This is a genomic window from Alsobacter metallidurans, assembly GCF_014636935.1.
Classification (GTDB): domain Bacteria; phylum Pseudomonadota; class Alphaproteobacteria; order Rhizobiales; family Beijerinckiaceae; genus Alsobacter; species Alsobacter metallidurans.
Genome location: NZ_BMES01000001.1, coordinates 1,403,079 through 1,419,212, shown reverse-complemented (window position 1 = coordinate 1,419,212; position 16,134 = coordinate 1,403,079). Strand labels below are relative to the sequence as shown.

General features: G+C 69.7%; 15 protein-coding genes. 9 read left to right on the top strand and 6 right to left on the bottom strand.

The window, feature by feature from the left end; all coding sequences use genetic code 11:
* Positions 1-176: 176 nt before the first annotated feature.
* Positions 177-692: a YcgN family cysteine cluster protein gene (locus IEV99_RS06285; protein ID WP_188516825.1), complete on the bottom strand. Its 516-nt coding sequence runs from the start codon at positions 690-692 to the stop codon at positions 177-179.
* Positions 693-900: 208 nt separating this feature from the next.
* Between IEV99_RS06285 and IEV99_RS06280 the strand changes: the two genes are divergently transcribed.
* From IEV99_RS06280 to IEV99_RS06270, 3 genes are read left to right on the top strand one after another with little or no spacing between them, the layout of a single operon-like run.
* Complete coding sequence (locus IEV99_RS06280; protein ID WP_188516824.1) at positions 901-3,135, top strand: transglycosylase domain-containing protein; 2,235 nt, start codon at positions 901-903, stop codon at positions 3,133-3,135.
* Between the two features lie 9 nt (positions 3,136-3,144).
* Positions 3,145-3,789, top strand: coding sequence for a DUF1214 domain-containing protein (locus IEV99_RS06275; RefSeq protein WP_188516823.1), 645 nt, complete (start codon positions 3,145-3,147; stop codon positions 3,787-3,789).
* Positions 3,786-4,367: a DUF1254 domain-containing protein gene (locus tag IEV99_RS06270; protein WP_188516822.1), complete on the top strand. Its 582-nt coding sequence runs from the start codon at positions 3,786-3,788 to the stop codon at positions 4,365-4,367. The genes IEV99_RS06275 and IEV99_RS06270 overlap by 4 nt, the downstream gene beginning before the upstream one ends.
* Positions 4,368-4,456: 89 nt before the next feature.
* On the opposite strand, the gene IEV99_RS06265 is transcribed toward IEV99_RS06270, so the two are convergent.
* Together IEV99_RS06265 and IEV99_RS06260 are read right to left on the bottom strand one after the other, a co-directional pair.
* A complete protein-coding gene (locus IEV99_RS06265; protein ID WP_188516821.1) occupies positions 4,457-5,233 on the bottom strand; it encodes a hypothetical protein in 777 nt (258 codons plus the stop codon).
* 340 nt (positions 5,234-5,573) lie between these two features.
* On the bottom strand, positions 5,574-5,762 hold the full coding sequence (locus IEV99_RS06260; RefSeq protein ID WP_188516820.1) for a hypothetical protein: 189 nt from the start codon (positions 5,760-5,762) through the stop codon (positions 5,574-5,576).
* A gap of 223 nt (positions 5,763-5,985) precedes the next feature.
* Between IEV99_RS06260 and IEV99_RS06255 the strand changes: the two genes are divergently transcribed.
* The 3 genes from IEV99_RS06255 to IEV99_RS06245 all read left to right on the top strand — a co-directional run bounded on the left by IEV99_RS06255 (position 5,986) and on the right by IEV99_RS06245 (position 9,882).
* Complete coding sequence (locus IEV99_RS06255; RefSeq protein WP_188516819.1) at positions 5,986-7,095, top strand: DUF2336 domain-containing protein; 1,110 nt, start codon at positions 5,986-5,988, stop codon at positions 7,093-7,095.
* Positions 7,096-7,278: 183 nt separating this feature from the next.
* Complete coding sequence (locus IEV99_RS06250; protein ID WP_188516818.1) at positions 7,279-8,184, top strand: ChbG/HpnK family deacetylase; 906 nt, start codon at positions 7,279-7,281, stop codon at positions 8,182-8,184.
* Between the two features lie 63 nt (positions 8,185-8,247).
* Positions 8,248-9,882 carry a methyl-accepting chemotaxis protein gene (locus IEV99_RS06245; RefSeq protein WP_188516817.1) on the top strand — a complete coding sequence of 545 codons (1,635 nt, stop codon included), beginning with the start codon at positions 8,248-8,250 and terminating at the stop codon, positions 9,880-9,882.
* 50 nt (positions 9,883-9,932) lie between these two features.
* Here the strand turns inward: IEV99_RS06245 and IEV99_RS06240 are convergent, their stop codons facing one another.
* A complete protein-coding gene (locus IEV99_RS06240) occupies positions 9,933-10,532 on the bottom strand; it encodes a superoxide dismutase (RefSeq protein WP_188516816.1) in 600 nt (199 codons plus the stop codon).
* Between the two features lie 264 nt (positions 10,533-10,796).
* Between IEV99_RS06240 and IEV99_RS06235 the strand changes: the two genes are divergently transcribed.
* Complete coding sequence (locus tag IEV99_RS06235; protein ID WP_188516815.1) at positions 10,797-11,630, top strand: hypothetical protein; 834 nt, start codon at positions 10,797-10,799, stop codon at positions 11,628-11,630.
* A 22-nt stretch (positions 11,631-11,652) separates the two neighbouring features.
* Here IEV99_RS06235 and IEV99_RS06230 read toward each other — a convergent pair whose 3' ends face one another.
* Positions 11,653-13,803 (bottom strand): S9 family peptidase, encoded by a 2,151-nt coding sequence (locus IEV99_RS06230; protein WP_188516814.1) that lies wholly within the window; start codon positions 13,801-13,803, stop codon positions 11,653-11,655.
* A gap of 418 nt (positions 13,804-14,221) precedes the next feature.
* On the opposite strand from IEV99_RS06230, the gene IEV99_RS06225 reads away from it, so the two are divergent.
* Positions 14,222-14,638, top strand: a complete 417-nt coding sequence (locus IEV99_RS06225; protein ID WP_188516813.1) for a Ros/MucR family transcriptional regulator — start codon at positions 14,222-14,224, stop codon at positions 14,636-14,638.
* Positions 14,639-14,724: 86 nt separating this feature from the next.
* Here IEV99_RS06225 and IEV99_RS06220 read toward each other — a convergent pair whose 3' ends face one another.
* Positions 14,725-15,036, bottom strand: a complete 312-nt coding sequence (locus IEV99_RS06220) for a DUF6477 family protein (protein WP_280514634.1) — start codon at positions 15,034-15,036, stop codon at positions 14,725-14,727.
* A gap of 108 nt (positions 15,037-15,144) precedes the next feature.
* On the opposite strand from IEV99_RS06220, the gene IEV99_RS06215 reads away from it, so the two are divergent.
* The gene (locus tag IEV99_RS06215) at positions 15,145-15,942 is read left to right on the top strand and encodes a DUF6456 domain-containing protein (protein ID WP_188516811.1); all 798 of its coding nucleotides are present in this window, start codon (positions 15,145-15,147) and stop codon (positions 15,940-15,942) included.
* The last annotated feature ends 192 nt before the right edge of the window (positions 15,943-16,134 follow it).

The window sequence follows — 16,134 nt, the reverse complement described above, 5'->3', positions numbered from 1 at the left end:
CTTCGAAAAGAAGACCCGGCCGCGGATGGCCAAGGAACCTGGCCGCTTTGTCCGCTCGCAACTCTGGAGAATGAAGCCATCTTATCCAGAGAGCGTTACGCTGTCAAGGATGTTTTTCCTAGTTTAAGTGAGATACTGGAAAGCATGCGGCCGCGCCCGTGCGCAGCCCAGGGCGCTCAGCGGGTCTTCGGGCGGGCTTTGAGGCCTGTCCTGGCCCCCTTGGGCCATTGCAGCGGCCAGCGCTTGATGCGGTCGACCACGTCCTCGATCGCGATCTCGTCCTCCCCGGCGAAGACCTTGCCGTGCACCGAGACGCCGGCCTCGCGCACCGTGTCCGGCGTGCCCGACACGAGCGGGTGCCACCAGGCGAGGTCCTGGCCCTCCGCCACCAGCCGGTAGCCGCAGGTCGGCGGCAGCCATGGCAGCGTGCGCACCTCGTGGGGGGTCAGGCCGACGCAGTCCGGCACCACGCTGGTTCGGTTCTCGTAGTCGCGGCACCGGCACGCGCCTGCGTCGAACAGCCTGCAGCTGATGTCGGTGGCGTGGATCTGGCCGGTGTCCTCGTCCTCGAGCTTCACCAGGCAGCAGCGGCCGCAGCCGTCGCACAGGCTCTCCCACTGCTCGGCCGTCATGTCGTCCAGCGCGGTGGTGCGCCAGAACGGCGCGGCGGGAGGGGTGGCGTCATCCGTCATCGCCGGCTCCATAGCATCCGCCGCCCCGCCCCGCCATGCGGCCGAGGCGCGGGATGCGCGCAGGGTTCATGCGGATTCGACGCGCCTCCGCTCGCCACTACGCCGAAAGCGTGGGCCGCGCGCCCTGCAACCCGATCTCGCGCGGCCGGGTTTTCGTTGCTAGAGTGTAAACGGGCGGCGCGGTGCGGGTCGAAGGCGGACGGTAGCGGTGGAGTTTCGCGGCAAGAGCTCGATCTGGCGGCGAATCGTGCGCGGGTTCGAGGCGTTCGATTCCTGGACGGCGTTTTCGCTGAACGAGGGCGGCCGCAAGTTCGGCGAGCTTTATGCGCGCTATTCGGAGGCGCTTGACCGGCTGCAGGTGCGCGGCGCCAAGCGGGTCGGCGTGGAAGTCGCCGGCGAGGCTCTGACGCTGGGCGTCGGCGGGCTCTTGGTCATGCTCACGCTTGCGCTGCCGGCGTTTCGCGAGGTGGGCGGCGACGACTGGCTCAAGAAGCAGGATCTCGCCGTCACCTTCCTGGACCGCTACGGCCAGGAAATCGGGCGGCGCGGGATCCGGCACGACGATTCGGTGTCGCTGGACGATTTCCCTGATCACTTCATCAAGGCCGTGCTGGCCACCGAGGACCGGCGCTTCTACGAGCATTTCGGCATCGACGTGATCGGCACCATGCGGGCCATCTCGGTGAACGCCCGCGCCTCCGGCGTGGTGCAGGGCGGCTCGTCGCTGACGCAGCAGCTGGCCAAGAACCTGTTCCTGTCCAACGAGCGCTCGCTGGAGCGCAAGATCAAGGAAGCGTTCCTGGCGCTGTGGCTGGAGTTCCACCTCACAAAGCGCGAGATCCTGAAGCTCTATCTCGATCGCGCCTACATGGGCGGCGGCTCGTTCGGCGCGCAGGCGGCGGCGGAGTTCTATTTCGGGAAGTCGATCAAGGATGTGAGCCTGAGCGAGGCCGCCATGCTGGCGGGCCTGTTCAAGGCGCCGACCAAATACGCGCCGCACAACAACCTGCCGGCCGCCCGCGCCCGTGCGGCTGACGTGCTTTCCAACATGGTGGACGCCGGCTTCCTCACCGAAGGGCAGGTCTATGCGGCGCGGCGCAACCCGGCGACGCCGGTGGACCGCAAGCGCGAGGCGAGCCCGGACTTCTACCTCGACTGGGCCTTCGCGGAGGTGAAGCGCCTCTCGGACGACGGCAAGCTCGGCTCCGACCGGGTGCTCACGGTGCGCACCGCCGCCGACCTGCAGGTGCAAAAGCAGGCCGACACCGCCATGGAATCGATGCTGCGCCAGTATGGCGACAGCTACGACGCCAAGCAGGGCGCAACCGTGGTGATGGACCCGGACGGCGCCGTGCGGGCCATGGTGGGCGGGCGCGACTACGGCGCCAGCCAGTTCAACCGCGCCACGGACGCGCTGCGCCAGCCGGGCTCGTCGTTCAAGCCGTTTGTCTACACGGCGGCCCTGCTGACGGGGAAATTCAAGCCGACCACAACGGTCACGGACCGGCCGGTGTGCATCGGCAACTGGTGCCCCAACAACTACGGCCGCTCCTATGCGGGCTCCATGCCGCTCTCCACCGCGCTGGCGAAGTCCATCAACACCATCCCGGTGCAGCTCGCCTCGGCCATCGGCGGCGACAACAACAAGGCCGGCCGCGCCCGAATCATCGAGATCTGCCGCCTGATGGGGCTGAACACGCCGTTGGCCGACACGGTGTCGCTGCCGATCGGGGCGGCGGAGGTCACCGTGATGGACATGACGGCCGCCTACGCGGTGTTCGCCAATGGCGGCAAGCGCGCGGATCCCTACGCGACCGTCGAGATCCGCAACTCGCATGGCGACGTGATCTTCCGCCACGACCGCGACCTGCCGGCGCCGCGGCAGATCATCAACGCCAACGTGATCGCCGACATGAACTCCATGCTCGTGAAGGTCGTGGAGGAAGGCACCGGCAAGAAGGCGATGCTGCCCGGCGTGCGCGTCGGCGGCAAGACCGGCACCACCAACGCCTACCGGGACGCCTGGTTCGTCGGCTTCACCGGCAACCTCGTGGCGGCCGTGTGGTTCGGCAACGACGACTACCAGTCCACCAACAAGATGACGGGCGGCTCGCTGCCGGCCATGACCTGGCACGAGATGATGGCGCCCGCGCACCAGAGCGTCGAGTTGAAGCCCATTCCGGGCATCCCTGCCATCGCGGAGCCCAAGGGCGCGGCGGTGGCGGCGAATGGCGAGGGCAAGCCCTTCGAGGTTCTTGGCGCCCAGCGCCCGGCCGTCCTGAACCCCCGCGCGCTGGAGGCCATCGGGGGCATCGACACGCTGTTCCGCACCCTTTCAACCCGCCGCGGCGCCAACTCGGCCTTCCTGGAGCCGGAGGCGCAGCCGCGCCGCGCCGCCGCCGATCCCGTCCGCTCCGTCGGCGGCCGGATCGCCTCCCAGTAAGCCGCTCCGATGACCGATTTCGCACTGCGCGCGCCGCGCGCCGCCCTTCAGGCCGAGGCGTCCCCGCGCCGCCGCCGCACGCTGCTGCCGTCCGTGCTCGCCGTTCTGGCCATCGGCCTCGTCGGCGGCCTCGGGGCGACGTGGTTCGCGGTGGCCCGCAACGTCTCGTTCGGCGCCGTTGAGGCCGGCCCCTGGACCGCGTGGCCGCGCACCGGCGCACTCGACGCCGACCCCTATACCCGCGCGTCGGTGGCGCGCAGCGGCGAGGCGCCGCTCGGGCTCGGCGAAGGGCTCGTGTTCACGGCGCGGCGCGACAGCGCCGGAAATCCGTTGATCGCGCGCTGCGCCTACCGCATCCACGGCCGCACCCCGCAGGCGCGCTACTGGACGTTGACCGCGCAGACGCCGGGCGGCCTGCTGCTCGACAATCCGGCCCGGCGCTACGGTTTCACCTCCGCCGAGGTGGTGCGCGACGCCGCCGGCCTCTTCGCCATCGAGGCCTCGCGCGAGGCGCGGCCCGGCAACTGGCTGCCGCTCAGCGGCGAGGGCCGTTTCGACCTCGCGCTGCGCCTCTACGACACGCCCGTCAGCGTCGTCGGCTCGCGCATCGATCCCGCCGCCGTGCCGCGCATCGAGCGGGGAGCCTGCACATGAGCGGCTCCCTGAAGCGCGCCGCCTATGTGGGGCTGCTCGGCCTGGTGCTGGCCGCCATCGTGCACCTCGCCTCCATGCTTGCGCTGCCGAGCTTCGCGGCCCAGAACGCCGACGCGCGCCTCGCGGCCTTCGCGGACCGGCACGTGGTGAAGCTCCTGCCCGCCGCCCTGCCGGGCCCGAACCCCCTGCCCTTCCGCGACCCCGCCACCGCCACGGCCGTCTGCCGCTACGATCTCGCGTCGGGCCCGGTCCGCGTGCAGGCCAATGCGGGCGAGATCTTCCTCAGCATGGGCTTTCATCGCAGCATGGGCGGCGTGTTCTACGCCCTTACGGACCGCAGCGCCGTGCGTGGCCTCATGGACGTGGTGATCGTCACGCAGCCGCAGCTCGAGACGCTGCAGAACAACGACCCCGAGGACGAGCCCGTCCGCGAGTTGCGCCTCGTTTCTCCCGACCGCACCGGCTTCGTGATCCTGCGCGCGCTTGCGCCCGAAAACGGCGCCGCCGCCGATGCGGAAGCGCATCTCCGGACCGCACAGTGCCGCCCGGAGGCGCTGCCGCCGGCCAAGAAGAGCTAGGATTGGGCGTCTGCTCCTGCGGTCAGCGCAGCTGACCACCCTCCCCTTGAGGGGGAGGGTGGGCCTTCGGCCCTCGTCGAATTCCAGCCCTACTTCGGCGGCAGCTCGCGTTCCGTGCGCGGCAGAAACCGCGCGCCGTTTGCGCCCGACGTCACCGTGATGGTTCCCCGAACCGGGCCGATGCAGCGGCTCGTCAGGCCACGATAGCCCTCGAAGGCGTCGAGCGTGCGCTCGGCCCGGATCGCGTCCTTGTCCGGGCTGGTCACCACCAGCCGCTCCAGCGCGAAGCGATAGGCGCGCAGGCGCAGGTCGACCGATTCCTCCACCCAGCGGGCCAGCATCTCGTTCTCGGCTACGCGCGCGAACGCCATGGCGCGGGTGAAGGTCTCCTCGGGGGGGATCGCGCCCAGCGCCTGCAGCCGCACCTTGTCCATCTCGGCGACGCGGCACACCACGGCGGCGAACACGGTGATCAACTCGCGGTCGTTTTCCACATCCTCGCGCAGCCGCTGATAACGGGCGCGGGGCGAGCGATCGAGGTCCAGCATCAACGCCTGAAAATAGGCCTCCTCGGAGGCTGGCAACAAGTCGCGCCGGACGATCCGATCGGCCGCGAGCTCGGCCAGCGTCCGGTCGAAGAACCATCGCTCGCGGGCCGGCATCAGGAAGCGATAGGCCCGCGCCCGCAGTTCCTGCTCGTCGTCGGTCAGCAGGGCCAGCGACACCGCCTCGCCCCGCATCGCCGCGAAAGCCTTGCCGGACAGCGGCGAGATCGCATCCCCCCACAGCGTCGGCTTCGGCCGGCCCAGATCGCCGGTCTCCGAGCACCCCGACACAAATCCCGCCAGCACAAACGCCGCGATCATCCAGGACCGGCCGCGGCGCCCACCCTCCTCTTGAGGGAGAGGGTCGACGGGCGAAGCCCGGCGGGGTGGGGTGAAGCCGGGGACTGGCGCAGTGGAGGAGGATGAAAGGGAAGGTGAACCGAAAGCGCCGAGCCCTTCGCCCGGCTCCACCCCACCCCGCCGCTGCGCGGCGACCCTCCCCCTCAAAGGGAGGGTGGGCAGTCCGGCGACCGTCCCGCTCGAGGCGAGAGGGAATAGAGAAGGGGCAGCAAAAGCCGGGGAATTGCTCGATCCAGACAGGGCCCGCGTTTCGGCAGGCGGCGCCGCTGCGGGCGCCGGACGCGGATCGCGGTCCATACGGTCAGGCGCTGCGGCGGCGCGTGCGGCGGCGGGTGGTGGCGTCCGGCTGCTGCGGGTCGTGCTGGGGCTCGGCGTGGCGCTCATAGCGCACGCCGGTGAAGAAAAGGATCTGGCACATGGCGCCAGTCCGGTTCTCCGTGGCTTCCTGCGCCGGGCGGGCGGGAGCTTGGAAATGCAGGACGCGACCCATCACACTCCTCCTATCGCTCTCCAACCGCCGATTGCGGCATGGGTGAGAAAAGCTTCTCTTGGTTAACGGAGTCTTACCTTGAGGCCAGTCAACGTCATCTTAGCCGTCGAGTATGTGCTTTTTGGCACGCGGACCGACCAAAGCTCGGCCGTTGCATTAACCCGCCGCTAAGGATGACGGCCCTAGCCTGCCGCGGTTGCCCTCCGTTCTCAGGCGTTCCCGCATGTCCAGCATCACACCGCCCGAGCTGCACGGTCTGCTCGCGATCGCGCGCGAGGAAGGGCTCGACATGAAGCCCGTGCTGCTTCGGGTGCTCACCGATCTCTACATCTCGGTGCCGGTGCATTCGAGCGACGAGGCGGCGCAGTTCTGCGAGATCGGCGGCACGCTGGCCGGCCAGGTGGATCTCGACACCGCCCTGGTTGTGGCTTGCAAGCTCGCCGGCTACCCGGGCACCCCCGTCGAGGTCGGCAACGCCATTCTGGCGCGCAACGACGACGCGTCGCGCATCCTCCTCGCTGACGCGCGCTGGATGCCGGCCCACACCCAGATCACCTATGCGGCGGTTGGCGACCGCGTGATGGCGGCCGCCGTGGCGGCGCGCGCCCATCTCGATCCCGATCTCGTTCGGCTGCTGCTGGACCGGTGCGATCCGCTGATCGACGTCACGCTGGCGGCCAACACCGCGCTTCGCCTCCCGGCCGACATCCTGGACGTGCTGCTGGAGCGCGCCCGCGACGAGGAAGCCCTCGGCGCCGCCCTGCTGGCGCGCGGCGACCTTTCGGGCGCGGACCGCGGCGTGCTGTTTCTGGCGGCCGACAAGGTCGCCCGACGCCAGATCATCGAGGACGCCGAGCGCGCCGCGAGCCTGTCGCCGCGCCGCCGTACCGCCCCGTCCGACGAGGTGGTCCATTCGCTGGAAACCGCCGCGCTTTATGACGACGGTGCCACCTTCGCGCAGGTGCTCGGCCTCGCGCTGGGCGCCAGCCCGCAAAAAGTCCGCATGCTGCTGGCCGACCGCAGCGGCGAGGCGCTCGGCCTCGCCCTCGTGGCGCTTGGCGTGCCGGACGAGGTCTGCACCCGCATCTTCATGTTCCGCGATCCGCTGGTGGGCCACTCCACCGAGCGCGTCCAGGCGCTGGTGGAGCTCACCCGCCGCGTCTCGCCCGGCGCCGCCGAACGCCTGGTCTCAGCCATGCTGGGCCTCCAGCCCTCCAAAACCCGCACGGCCGCCTACCCACCCCGCGGCGACGCCGCCGAGCGCCCCCGTCAACCGGCCACGCCGGCCGCGGCCGCCGCCCCCGCCCTGCCCGGTCAGCGCCGCGTCAGCTAAGGGCGTCCGCGCCCTCGGCGTTCCATCGGGTCGTCAGCCGCGACCGCTGTTCCCCTCCCGTCATTGCGAGCGCAGCGAAGCAATCCAGGCGCTGGGCGTGGGGCCCCAAGGCTGGGCTTTGCACTTTTCGCCCGGCGCCTGGATTGCTTCGTCGCTTCGCTCCTCGCAATGACGGCGAGGTCGTTGGACTTGTGCTATCCCACCGCCATGTCGTCCTATCGCTCCTCCGCCCGCCCCTCCGCTTTCGCGCTCGTGGCGGATGATTACGCCCTCACGGACGGCGTCAGCCGGGCCATTCTGGAGCTGGCGACCGCGGGCCGGATCTCCGGCACCGGAGCCATGACGAACCGACCTGCCTGGCCCGAAGCCGCAAAGGCGCTCCGGGAGCACGAGGGGCGGATCGACATGGGGCTGCACCTTAACATGACGCTCGGGCGGCCGCTCGGCCCCATGCGGCGGCTTTGCGGTTCTGATTCATTGCCTGCGTTCAACCAGCTGGCGACGCTCGCCTTTTCGGCTCGGTTGGACGGCGTGGAAATCCGGGACGAGATTCTGCGCCAGATCGACGCCTTCGCGCTGCATTATGGGCGGCTGCCCGACTACATCGATGGCCACCAGCATGTCCATGTGCTGCCGGGCGTGCGCGGCGCGCTGCTCGACGCGGTGGCGCTGCGCTGGGCCGGCGAACCCAAGCCCGTGCTGCGCGATCCCTTCGACACGCCAGGCGCCATCCTGGCGCGGGGCGTCGCGCCCGTGAAGGCGACCGTGATCGCCGCCTTGGCGATCGGCTGGGGACGGCGGCTCGACCGCGCCGGACTGCCGCACAACCAAGGCTTCTCGGGCGTCAGCGCTTTCGACCCGAAGCGCGATTACGCGATCGACTTCGACCGGTTCCTCCAGGCGCCCGGCCCGGCGCATCTGGTGATGTGCCATCCCGGATTTCCGGACGCGGAACTCGCCGCGCTCGACCCCGTGACGGAATGCCGGGCCGTTGAACATTGCTATCTCGCAAGCGAAGACTTCGCAGTACATCTGGCCAATAACCCATTCGAACTACGTCGCCTGACACAACTCACAGCACAACCGTGACCAATCGCTGGGTGGAACTTAACCCGCCTTTTACGGGGGGTGCTTACGGTGACGAAAGATCCCGTGAGAGTTCACACCGTGCAGCAGGGCGAACGGCGCACATTTCATCGTTCGGTCATCGTCGCTGTCGCGACGGTGAGCGTCCTGATCATCGCGCTATGCGTCGCCGGAGCCAGCATTCTGGGGCGTGACGCTATCCGGGGTGGATTCGACTCCAAGAACATCTCGCTGGTGCGCGCCGTGGCGCCTTCGCTGCGGGTTGCGCTGGCGCGCGGCGACGACCTCGGGGCGGCGCTGGACGCCGTGAAGGCCGATCCCGACGTGCGCATCGCCATGGTGGTAGACACGCAAGGCGGGGTGCTCGGCCGCGTCACGATCGCCCGTGCGGCGTCCGGCTGGAGCGACGGCGCGATCGGGACGCTGGTGCGCGAAGCCGCCGCCAATCCGGGCGGCGAAATCCATGGCGGGGACGTCAACGCCACCCTGGTCGGCGTGATGCTGCCCGGAACCCCGTCTCGCGCCGCGCTGGTGATCCAGTTCGGCACGGAGCGGATCGAGGCCATGTTCATGCGGCTGCTCGCCATCGCGGCCGCGATCGGGGCGCTGAGCGCGCTGGTGATCTGGGGCGCGCTGCTGGTCAGCATCCGCCAGACGACCGGGCCGCTGGGCGCGCTTTCGGCCGCCACGCACCAGCTCGCGGCCGGCGACCTCTCCACCGCGGTGCCGGGCGTGGACCGGGCCGACGAGATCGGATCCATGGCGCGCGCCATCCAGGTGCTGCGCAACCAGTCCATCGAGCGCGCCCGCCTGCAGGAAAGCAGCGAGGCCGACCGCTCCAGCCAGCAGAGCCGGCAGCAGCGCGTCGACGCGCTGGTGGCCGAATTCCGCTCGGCCGTGCGCGAGGCGCTCTCCAGCGTCGCGGCCAACAGCGAGCAGATGACCTTCGCGGCCCGCACCATGACGGGCATCGCGGCCGAATCGGCCAAGCGCGCCAAAACGGCGGCACGCGCCAGCCGCGACGCCTCCGAGAGCGTGCGGCATGTCTCCAAGGCGTCGGACGAGCTTTCGTCGGCGATCACCGAGATCGAATCGCAGGTGAGCAAGGCGCGCCGCGTCGTGGTGGACGCCTCCAGCACCACGCGCGCCACCACGTCCACCGTGCAGAGCCTCGCCGGCAAGGCGCAGGACATCGGCGAGGTCGTGAGCCTCATCCAGGCCATCGCAGCCCAGACCAACCTCCTGGCGCTGAACGCCACCATCGAGGCGGCGCGCGCCGGCGAGTCCGGCAAGGGCTTCGCGGTGGTGGCCTCCGAGGTGAAGAATCTCGCCGGCCAGACCGCCCGCGCCACCGAGCGCATCGCCGAGCAGGTCGGCGCCATCCAGGGCGCGACCGCGTCGGCCGTGGACGCCATCGAGGCGATCTCGCAGCTGATGCACGAGGTCGAGGGCTTCACCAGCGGCATCGCGCATGCGGTGGAGCAGCAAGCGGCGGCGACGAGCCAGATCGCCACCGGCGTGTCGCGCGCCGCCGAGGGCACCGAGAGCGCCGCCTCCGACATGCGCGAGCTCGACGCCGTGGTGGGCGAGACCGACCAGTCCGCCGCGCAGGTCAACCAGTCGGCAATGGACGTGGCCGAGCAGTCCAAGCGCCTGCACGACACCGTGGACCGGTTCCTGAACTCCGTGTCGCGGGCCTGAACGCAAAACGGGGCCCTGGGGCCCCGTTCGGTCGTGCGTGAGAAGGAGCCTTACTTGGCGGCTTCCGTGTACATCTTCTCGACGTGTTCCCAGTTGACCAGGTTGTCGACGAAGGCCTTGAGGTAGTCGGGGCGGCGGTTGCGGTAGTCGATGTAGTAGGAGTGCTCCCACACGTCGACGCCCAGGATCGGGCTCGCGCCGCGCACCAGCGGGCTCTCGCCGTTGGGGGTCTTCATCACCACGACCTTGCCGTCCTTCACGGCGAACCAGGCCCAGCCGGAGCCGAACTGCGTCACGCCGGCCTGGATGAACTCCTCCTTGGCCTTGTCCACCGAGCCGAAGCCGTCCACCAGCGCCTTTTCGACCGAACCCGGGATGGCGCCGCCGCCGTTGGGCTTCATCCACTGCCAGAAATGCAGGTGGTTGTAGTGCTGGCCGGCGTTGTTGAAGAGGCCGGCGTTCTTGCCAAAGGAGCCCTTCACGATCTCCTCGAGGGACTTGCCCTCCCACTCGGTGCCCTTCAGCAGGTTGTTGCCGTTGTTCACGTAAGCGAGGTGATGCTTGTCGTGATGGTACTCCAGCGTCTCCTTCGACATGTAGGGCTGCAGCGCGTCATGGGAGTAGGGAAGTTCGGGCAAGCTGAAAGACATGGCGCAATCTCCTCGTAGTTTCGTCCCGAGCGGGGAGCGCGCTGGGGGGCGCGCCGAGAGGCCGGGACCTTAAAACTGTTTCCGCCTCGCTGGGAAGCCGGGTCGGCGGCGGAAATCGCCCCGACAGCCTGAAGGTGGGGCGCGGCCGCAAACCTTCAACAGCCCGGGGCCGCCCGATCGGGGCCGCGCGGTTGACACGGATGGGCCCGTTGACGACTGTCACGCCACGATCGTTTGAAGCCCGTTCCCCCCGCCGGATGCGCCATGGCCGTTGTTTTGTACCTGTTCGCCATCCTGCTGATCCTCGCCGGCGGCGCCGTCGGACTCTATGGGGCCGACAACATCCGGGCCGAGAGCGGCGCCGCGTGGCTGCACATGGGCGCGACATTGTTCGCGGCCGGCTTTGTCACGCTGGGGCTGGCGGCGGCGCTGCGCGAGCTGAAGAAGATCCGCCTCGCGCTCACCGAGATCGGCGACGACCTCGAGCCCGCCAAGGCGCCGCCCGCGCCGGCCCGCGCGCCCTCCCCGGTCGAGACGGCCGCCGCGCCCGCCTTCGCGCTGGCCCCGCAGCCCTCCGACGAACCCGCCCCGCCGCGTCAGCCGGCGCCGATCGAGCCCGGTGAGTTCGAGCGCAGCATCGCAGAGGGCGCCGAGCCGCCTTCGGCCGTGTCCGTGCAGGAAGCGCGCGCCGAAGACGCTCCCGCGCCGGCCTCCCCGGAGGAAGCCCGCGCCGAGGAACCCGCTCCCGCGCGTCCGGAACCCGAGCCGGAAGCGGCCGAGCCCGAGGCGGCGACGCCGGATGCCAAGCCCGAGCCTGAGACCGAATCCGCTCCCGAGCCCGCCGCGCCGGCCGGTCCGCCCACCGTGGTGGCCACCTACACGTCCGGCGGCGTCCAGTACTTCATGTATTCGGACGGCGGCATCGAGGCCGAGATGGAGAAGGGGCGCTACCGCTTCGCCTCCATGTCGGAGCTGCGCCGTTTCGTGGAAACCGGCGAAGGCGGCGAGCTCATCGCGCCCGCGTCCGGCCAGCAGGCCGTCGCGGACGCCGCCAACGACGCCGCCGAGCCCGACAAGGCCTCCCCGGCCGCGTCCTGAACGGCGCCGAAGCGCCGTCCTCTTACGCCTCCGCGGGCTTCGGCAGGCGTCCTTCGACCGCGCCCACCGCGAAGGCGTAGCTTTGCGCGACTTCCTTGAGCCGGTCGAACCGGCCCGAAGCGCCGCCGTGGCCTGAATCCATGTCGATGCGCAGCACCACGGGGCCGCTCCCCGGCAGGGCGTGCTCGCGCAGGCGCGCCACCCATTTGGCAGGCTCCCAATAGGTCACGCGCGGGTCCGTCAGGCCGCCGATCGCCAGGATGGCGGGGTAGCGCTGCGCGCTCACCTGGTCCACGGGCGAATAGGCCAGGATGGCGTCGAACGCCTCGGCGCTCTCGATCGGGTTGCCCCATTCGGGCCATTCGGGCGGCGTCAGCGGCAGGTCCGCGTCCAGCATGGTGGTGAGCACGTCCACGAAGGGCACCTCGGCCAGCACGGCGGCGAACAGCTCCGGCGCGCTGTTGGCGATCGCCCCCATCAGCATGCCGCCGGCGCTGCGCCCCTGCGCGGCGATGCGGCCCGGGGCCGTGTAGCCGGCTTCGCACAGCGCCCGCCCGGCCGCGATGAAGTCCGTGAAGGTGTTCGGCTTCTTTTCGCGCTTGCCTTCCGTGTACCAGCGCCAGCCCTTCTCGGTTCCGCCGCGCACATGCGCCACCGCGTAAACGAAGCCGCGGTCCACCAGCGACAGGCACTCGGTGTCGAAGTCGGACGAGATCGCGTGCCCATAGGCCCCGTAGCCGTAGAGCAGGCACGGCGCCGCGCCGTCCAGCGCCAGGTCGGCCCGGTGCAGCAGCGAAATTGGCACGCGCTCGCCGTCCGGCGCGGTCGCGAACAGGCGGCGCGTCACATAGGCGTCGCGGTCGTGGCCGGAGGGCACTTCCTGCCGCTTCAAGAGCGTGCGGGACCGCGCGGCCATGTCGTAGTCGTACGTCTCGGCCGGGGTGGTCATGGACGAATACACGAATCGGACGACCGGGCTGTCGAACTCGAAGCCGGGCGCGAGACGCAGCGCATAGGCTTCCTCGTCGAACGCGATGGCGTGCTCGGCCCCGGCGGCGTCGCGCACCACGATGCGCGGATTGGCGTCCTGCCGCTCCATGCGCACCAGGAAGTCGCGATACGGCGCGACCGTCAGGATCATGGTCCCGGGCCGGTGCGGCACGAGGTCGGTCCAGTTCTCCTTCTGCGGCGCGTCGATGGGCGCGGTGACGATCTTGAAGTCCTCGGCCCCGTCAGCGTTGGTGAGGAGCACGAAGCGGTCGCCGAAGTGGTCGACTTCGTAGCGCAGCTCGTGCTCGCGCTTGTTCAGCAAACGGGGTGCGGCCGACAGGTCGGCGCGCTCCAGCGCGTGCACCTCGGTGGTCTCGTGATCGCTGATCTGGATAAACGCGAAGCGGCCCGAGCGGCTTTCGTCGATGTCGACGAACCAGCCGTCCGCCTGCTCCTCATAGACCAGCGCGTCGTCTTCCACCCGCCGGCCCAGCACGTGCCGGAACACCTGCCGCGGCCGGTGGTTGGCGTCGAGCTTCACGTAGAGGAAACTCGCGCCGGCCGCGTCCCACACCACTTCGCCGGTGGCGCCCTCGATGAGGTCGGGAAGGTCCTCGCCGGTCAGCGGATCGCGAATGCGGATCGTATAGAATTCCGACCCCGTGTCGTCGCTGCTCCAGGCCAGCAGGGCGTGGTCGTCCGTGTGGGGGCGGCGGCCGAGATGAAAAAACGGCTTGCCCTCCGCCAGCTTCTGGCCGTCCAGCATGATGGTCTCTGGGCCGCCGTCGCGGGGCCTGCGACACACCAGCGGGTGCTGATCGCCGGCCCGGTAGCGGGTCAGGTACGCGAAGGGGCCGTCGGGCGCCGGCACAGACGAATCGTCCTCCTTGATGCGCGCGCGCATCTCGGCCGTGATGGCGTCCTGCAGGTCGCGAACCCCGGCCAGCACGGCCGCCCCGAAGCTGTTCTCGGCTTCCAGGTGGGCGCGAATGTCGGCGGGCAGCAAAGCGGGCTCGCGCAGCACGTCCTGCCAGTTCTCGGCCTTGAGCCAGCCGTAGGGGTCCGTCACGGTGCGCCCATGCCAGGTGCGCGATTGCGCCCGGCGCTCGGCGCGGGGCGCGGCCGGGAACGGTCGGGGCGCGCCCGCGCGGTTGTCGTTCAAGTCCAAGTCTTCCGGATCCATGATTTCGCTTTCGTTCTCGAAACGGGCGGCGGGCGGGCGGCGCGAAGGATCCGTGTTGGATCGGCAATCGCCGGGCCACCTTGGCAGGGCGCGGTCCCTATTGGCCGGCGCTCTCGTTGCTTGATCATACGACTATGCGGCGGTCCCGCGAACAGGGACAAATCGCATCATCCGCCAAGACAACCCAACAAAGAACTTTGATTTCTGTATTGCACAACCTTTGAGTCTGACATAGACGATAATCAAGAGAACCACGCAGCCTTTACGGCTCCAGTTTAGACGCCGGGGTCGTTCGACGCTGGCCGATACTGACAAGAACTCCGGTTTTCGTGGGGCAATGGCGCCGGACCGGCGCCCGAGAAACCAGGGAGCGGCGAATTGCCGACCCCGGGAAGCGCAGTGGGGAAGAGAGAGCGACATGTTGGACAGCAACGAGCATCAGAACCGTCATATCGAACTCGCGGCTGACATCGTCGCCGCCTATGTGAGCAACAACGCTGTTTCGGTGACGGATCTCCCTGGCCTGATCGGCATGGTCCACGCGGCGCTCGGCAGGGTTGGGACGGTTGCGCCCGAGATGCCCGTCGAGGCGCCCAAGCCCGCCGTGAACGTCAAGAAGTCGATCACGCCCGACTACATCGTCTGCCTGGAAGACGGCAAGAAATTCAAGTCGCTGAAGCGCCACCTGCGCACGCAGTACAGCATGACGCCCGAGGATTACCGCGAGAAGTGGAACCTCCCCTTCGACTATCCGATGGTGGCCCCCAACTACGCGGCCGCGCGGTCCAACCTCGCCAAGAAGATGGGCCTTGGCCAGCAGCGCCGCAAGCGCTGACCGCCTTCCGGGCGAACACGCAGATGAAGGGCGCCGCTGGCGCCCTTTTTCATGCGCGGATGTCTGGCCGCAGGGGCTCTTCGCGCTCATGCGCGGCTCCGCGCGCGCTCGGCCTTGAAGGCCTGCATCAGCCCGATATGCCGGTTCAGGTCATAGGTCCAATGGCCGGCGCGGCCGAGCGCCCGCTCGGCGCGAAGCGCCTGGTCGAGCAGCCGCAGGATCGCGCGGCTGCGGTCGGGCTCCGCCGCGGGCAGCCGACCAAGCCCGAGCGGGATCAGGCGCGGCAGCATACGGCCGCGTTCATAGGATTCACTCCCTGACTCGACGAGCCGCGCAATCGCCCTGCGGGCCGGCCTGCGAACGTCAATTCTTTGGGCTTGAACAGGATGGCGGGGCAAAATGGCCCTCCTCTCGATGAAAACAGTGAGACGACCGGTCGCTTGCGGAGGACCGTTGTTTCAAGATATAAGAATTTATACCGTTTTCAAGATCGATGGAGAGACATCGTGCCTAAGAACAATCCTGCGAAGCCCGCCGCCGCCGGGCGTAGCGCCGCCGAGAACCGCCTGCTCCTGCGCGTCGCCGCATTCCGGGACGGCCTCGCCGAGCGCGACGTGGCGTCGATGGCGGAGCCGGCCGCCGTGCTGGTGGCGGCCGACCTCGCCGCATGGACGGGCGCGGGTTCAACCCGCCGGCTGGTTGCGACCGAGCCCGGCCGCGCCCGCGCCCGCCGTCTGGGCGGCCCGCGCGACCACGAGTTTCTGGCGCAGCATCGTCCCCTGGCCGAGCGCGGCATCGACTACGAGGGCGCCGCCCAGGTCGCGCTCGTGGACGACAGCGAGAGCCCCCTCGCCTGGCTGCGCCGGCGCGCCGGCAAGGACGGCCGGCCGTTTCTCAACGACGCCCAGTTCCAGGCCGGCGAACGGCTGCGCGCCGACATCACGCTCGGCCAGATGCTGCCCCGCGTCACGGCCGACTGGAGCGGAACCGGCGGCGGCCGCCGCGGCCCGCCGCGCGAGCACATCGCCGACGTCGCGCTCGCCGCCCGCCAACGCTGCGACGCCGCCGGCCGGGCGCTCGGCGGCGAACTCTTCGGCGTCGTTCTCGACGTCTGCGGCTTCCTCAAGGGCCTTGAAACCGTGGAACGCGAACGCTCCTGGCCGGCCCGCTCCGCCAAACTCGTCCTGCGCATCGCCCTGGACCGCCTCGCCACCCACTACGGCCTCTCCAACGAAGCCACTGGCCCCGCCTCCGCAAAATCCCGCATGTGGGGTGCCCCGGACTACCGCCCGACCGTGGGCTGACGCGCCGCAGCCTGCCCCCCTCTCCCCCACGGGGGAGAGGGGTGGGGTGAGGATTTCTCTGGGCCACGCACCCGGCCACCAACCCCTCATCCGGCGCTTCGCGCCACCTTCTCCCCGTTCCGGGGCGAAGGGACGGGCGCCGCCGCTCAATTGCCCCTCATCCTGAGGAGCAGGCCCGCTTGGGCCTGCGTC

Coding starts and splice junctions, on each gene's coding strand:
- IEV99_RS06285 (WP_188516825.1), bottom strand. CDS start 692: ATGACGGATGACGCCACCCCTCCCGCCGCGCCGTTCTGGCGCACCACC.
- IEV99_RS06275 (WP_188516823.1), top strand. CDS start 3,145: ATGACCGATTTCGCACTGCGCGCGCCGCGCGCCGCCCTTCAGGCCGAG.
- IEV99_RS06270 (WP_188516822.1), top strand. CDS start 3,786: ATGAGCGGCTCCCTGAAGCGCGCCGCCTATGTGGGGCTGCTCGGCCTG.
- IEV99_RS06265 (WP_188516821.1), bottom strand. CDS start 5,233: ATGATCGCGGCGTTTGTGCTGGCGGGATTTGTGTCGGGGTGCTCGGAG.
- IEV99_RS06260 (WP_188516820.1), bottom strand. CDS start 5,762: ATGGGTCGCGTCCTGCATTTCCAAGCTCCCGCCCGCCCGGCGCAGGAA.
- IEV99_RS06255 (WP_188516819.1), top strand. CDS start 5,986: ATGTCCAGCATCACACCGCCCGAGCTGCACGGTCTGCTCGCGATCGCG.
- IEV99_RS06240 (WP_188516816.1), bottom strand. CDS start 10,532: ATGTCTTTCAGCTTGCCCGAACTTCCCTACTCCCATGACGCGCTGCAG.
- IEV99_RS06235 (WP_188516815.1), top strand. CDS start 10,797: ATGGCCGTTGTTTTGTACCTGTTCGCCATCCTGCTGATCCTCGCCGGC.
- IEV99_RS06230 (WP_188516814.1), bottom strand. CDS start 13,803: ATGGATCCGGAAGACTTGGACTTGAACGACAACCGCGCGGGCGCGCCC.
- IEV99_RS06225 (WP_188516813.1), top strand. CDS start 14,222: ATGTTGGACAGCAACGAGCATCAGAACCGTCATATCGAACTCGCGGCT.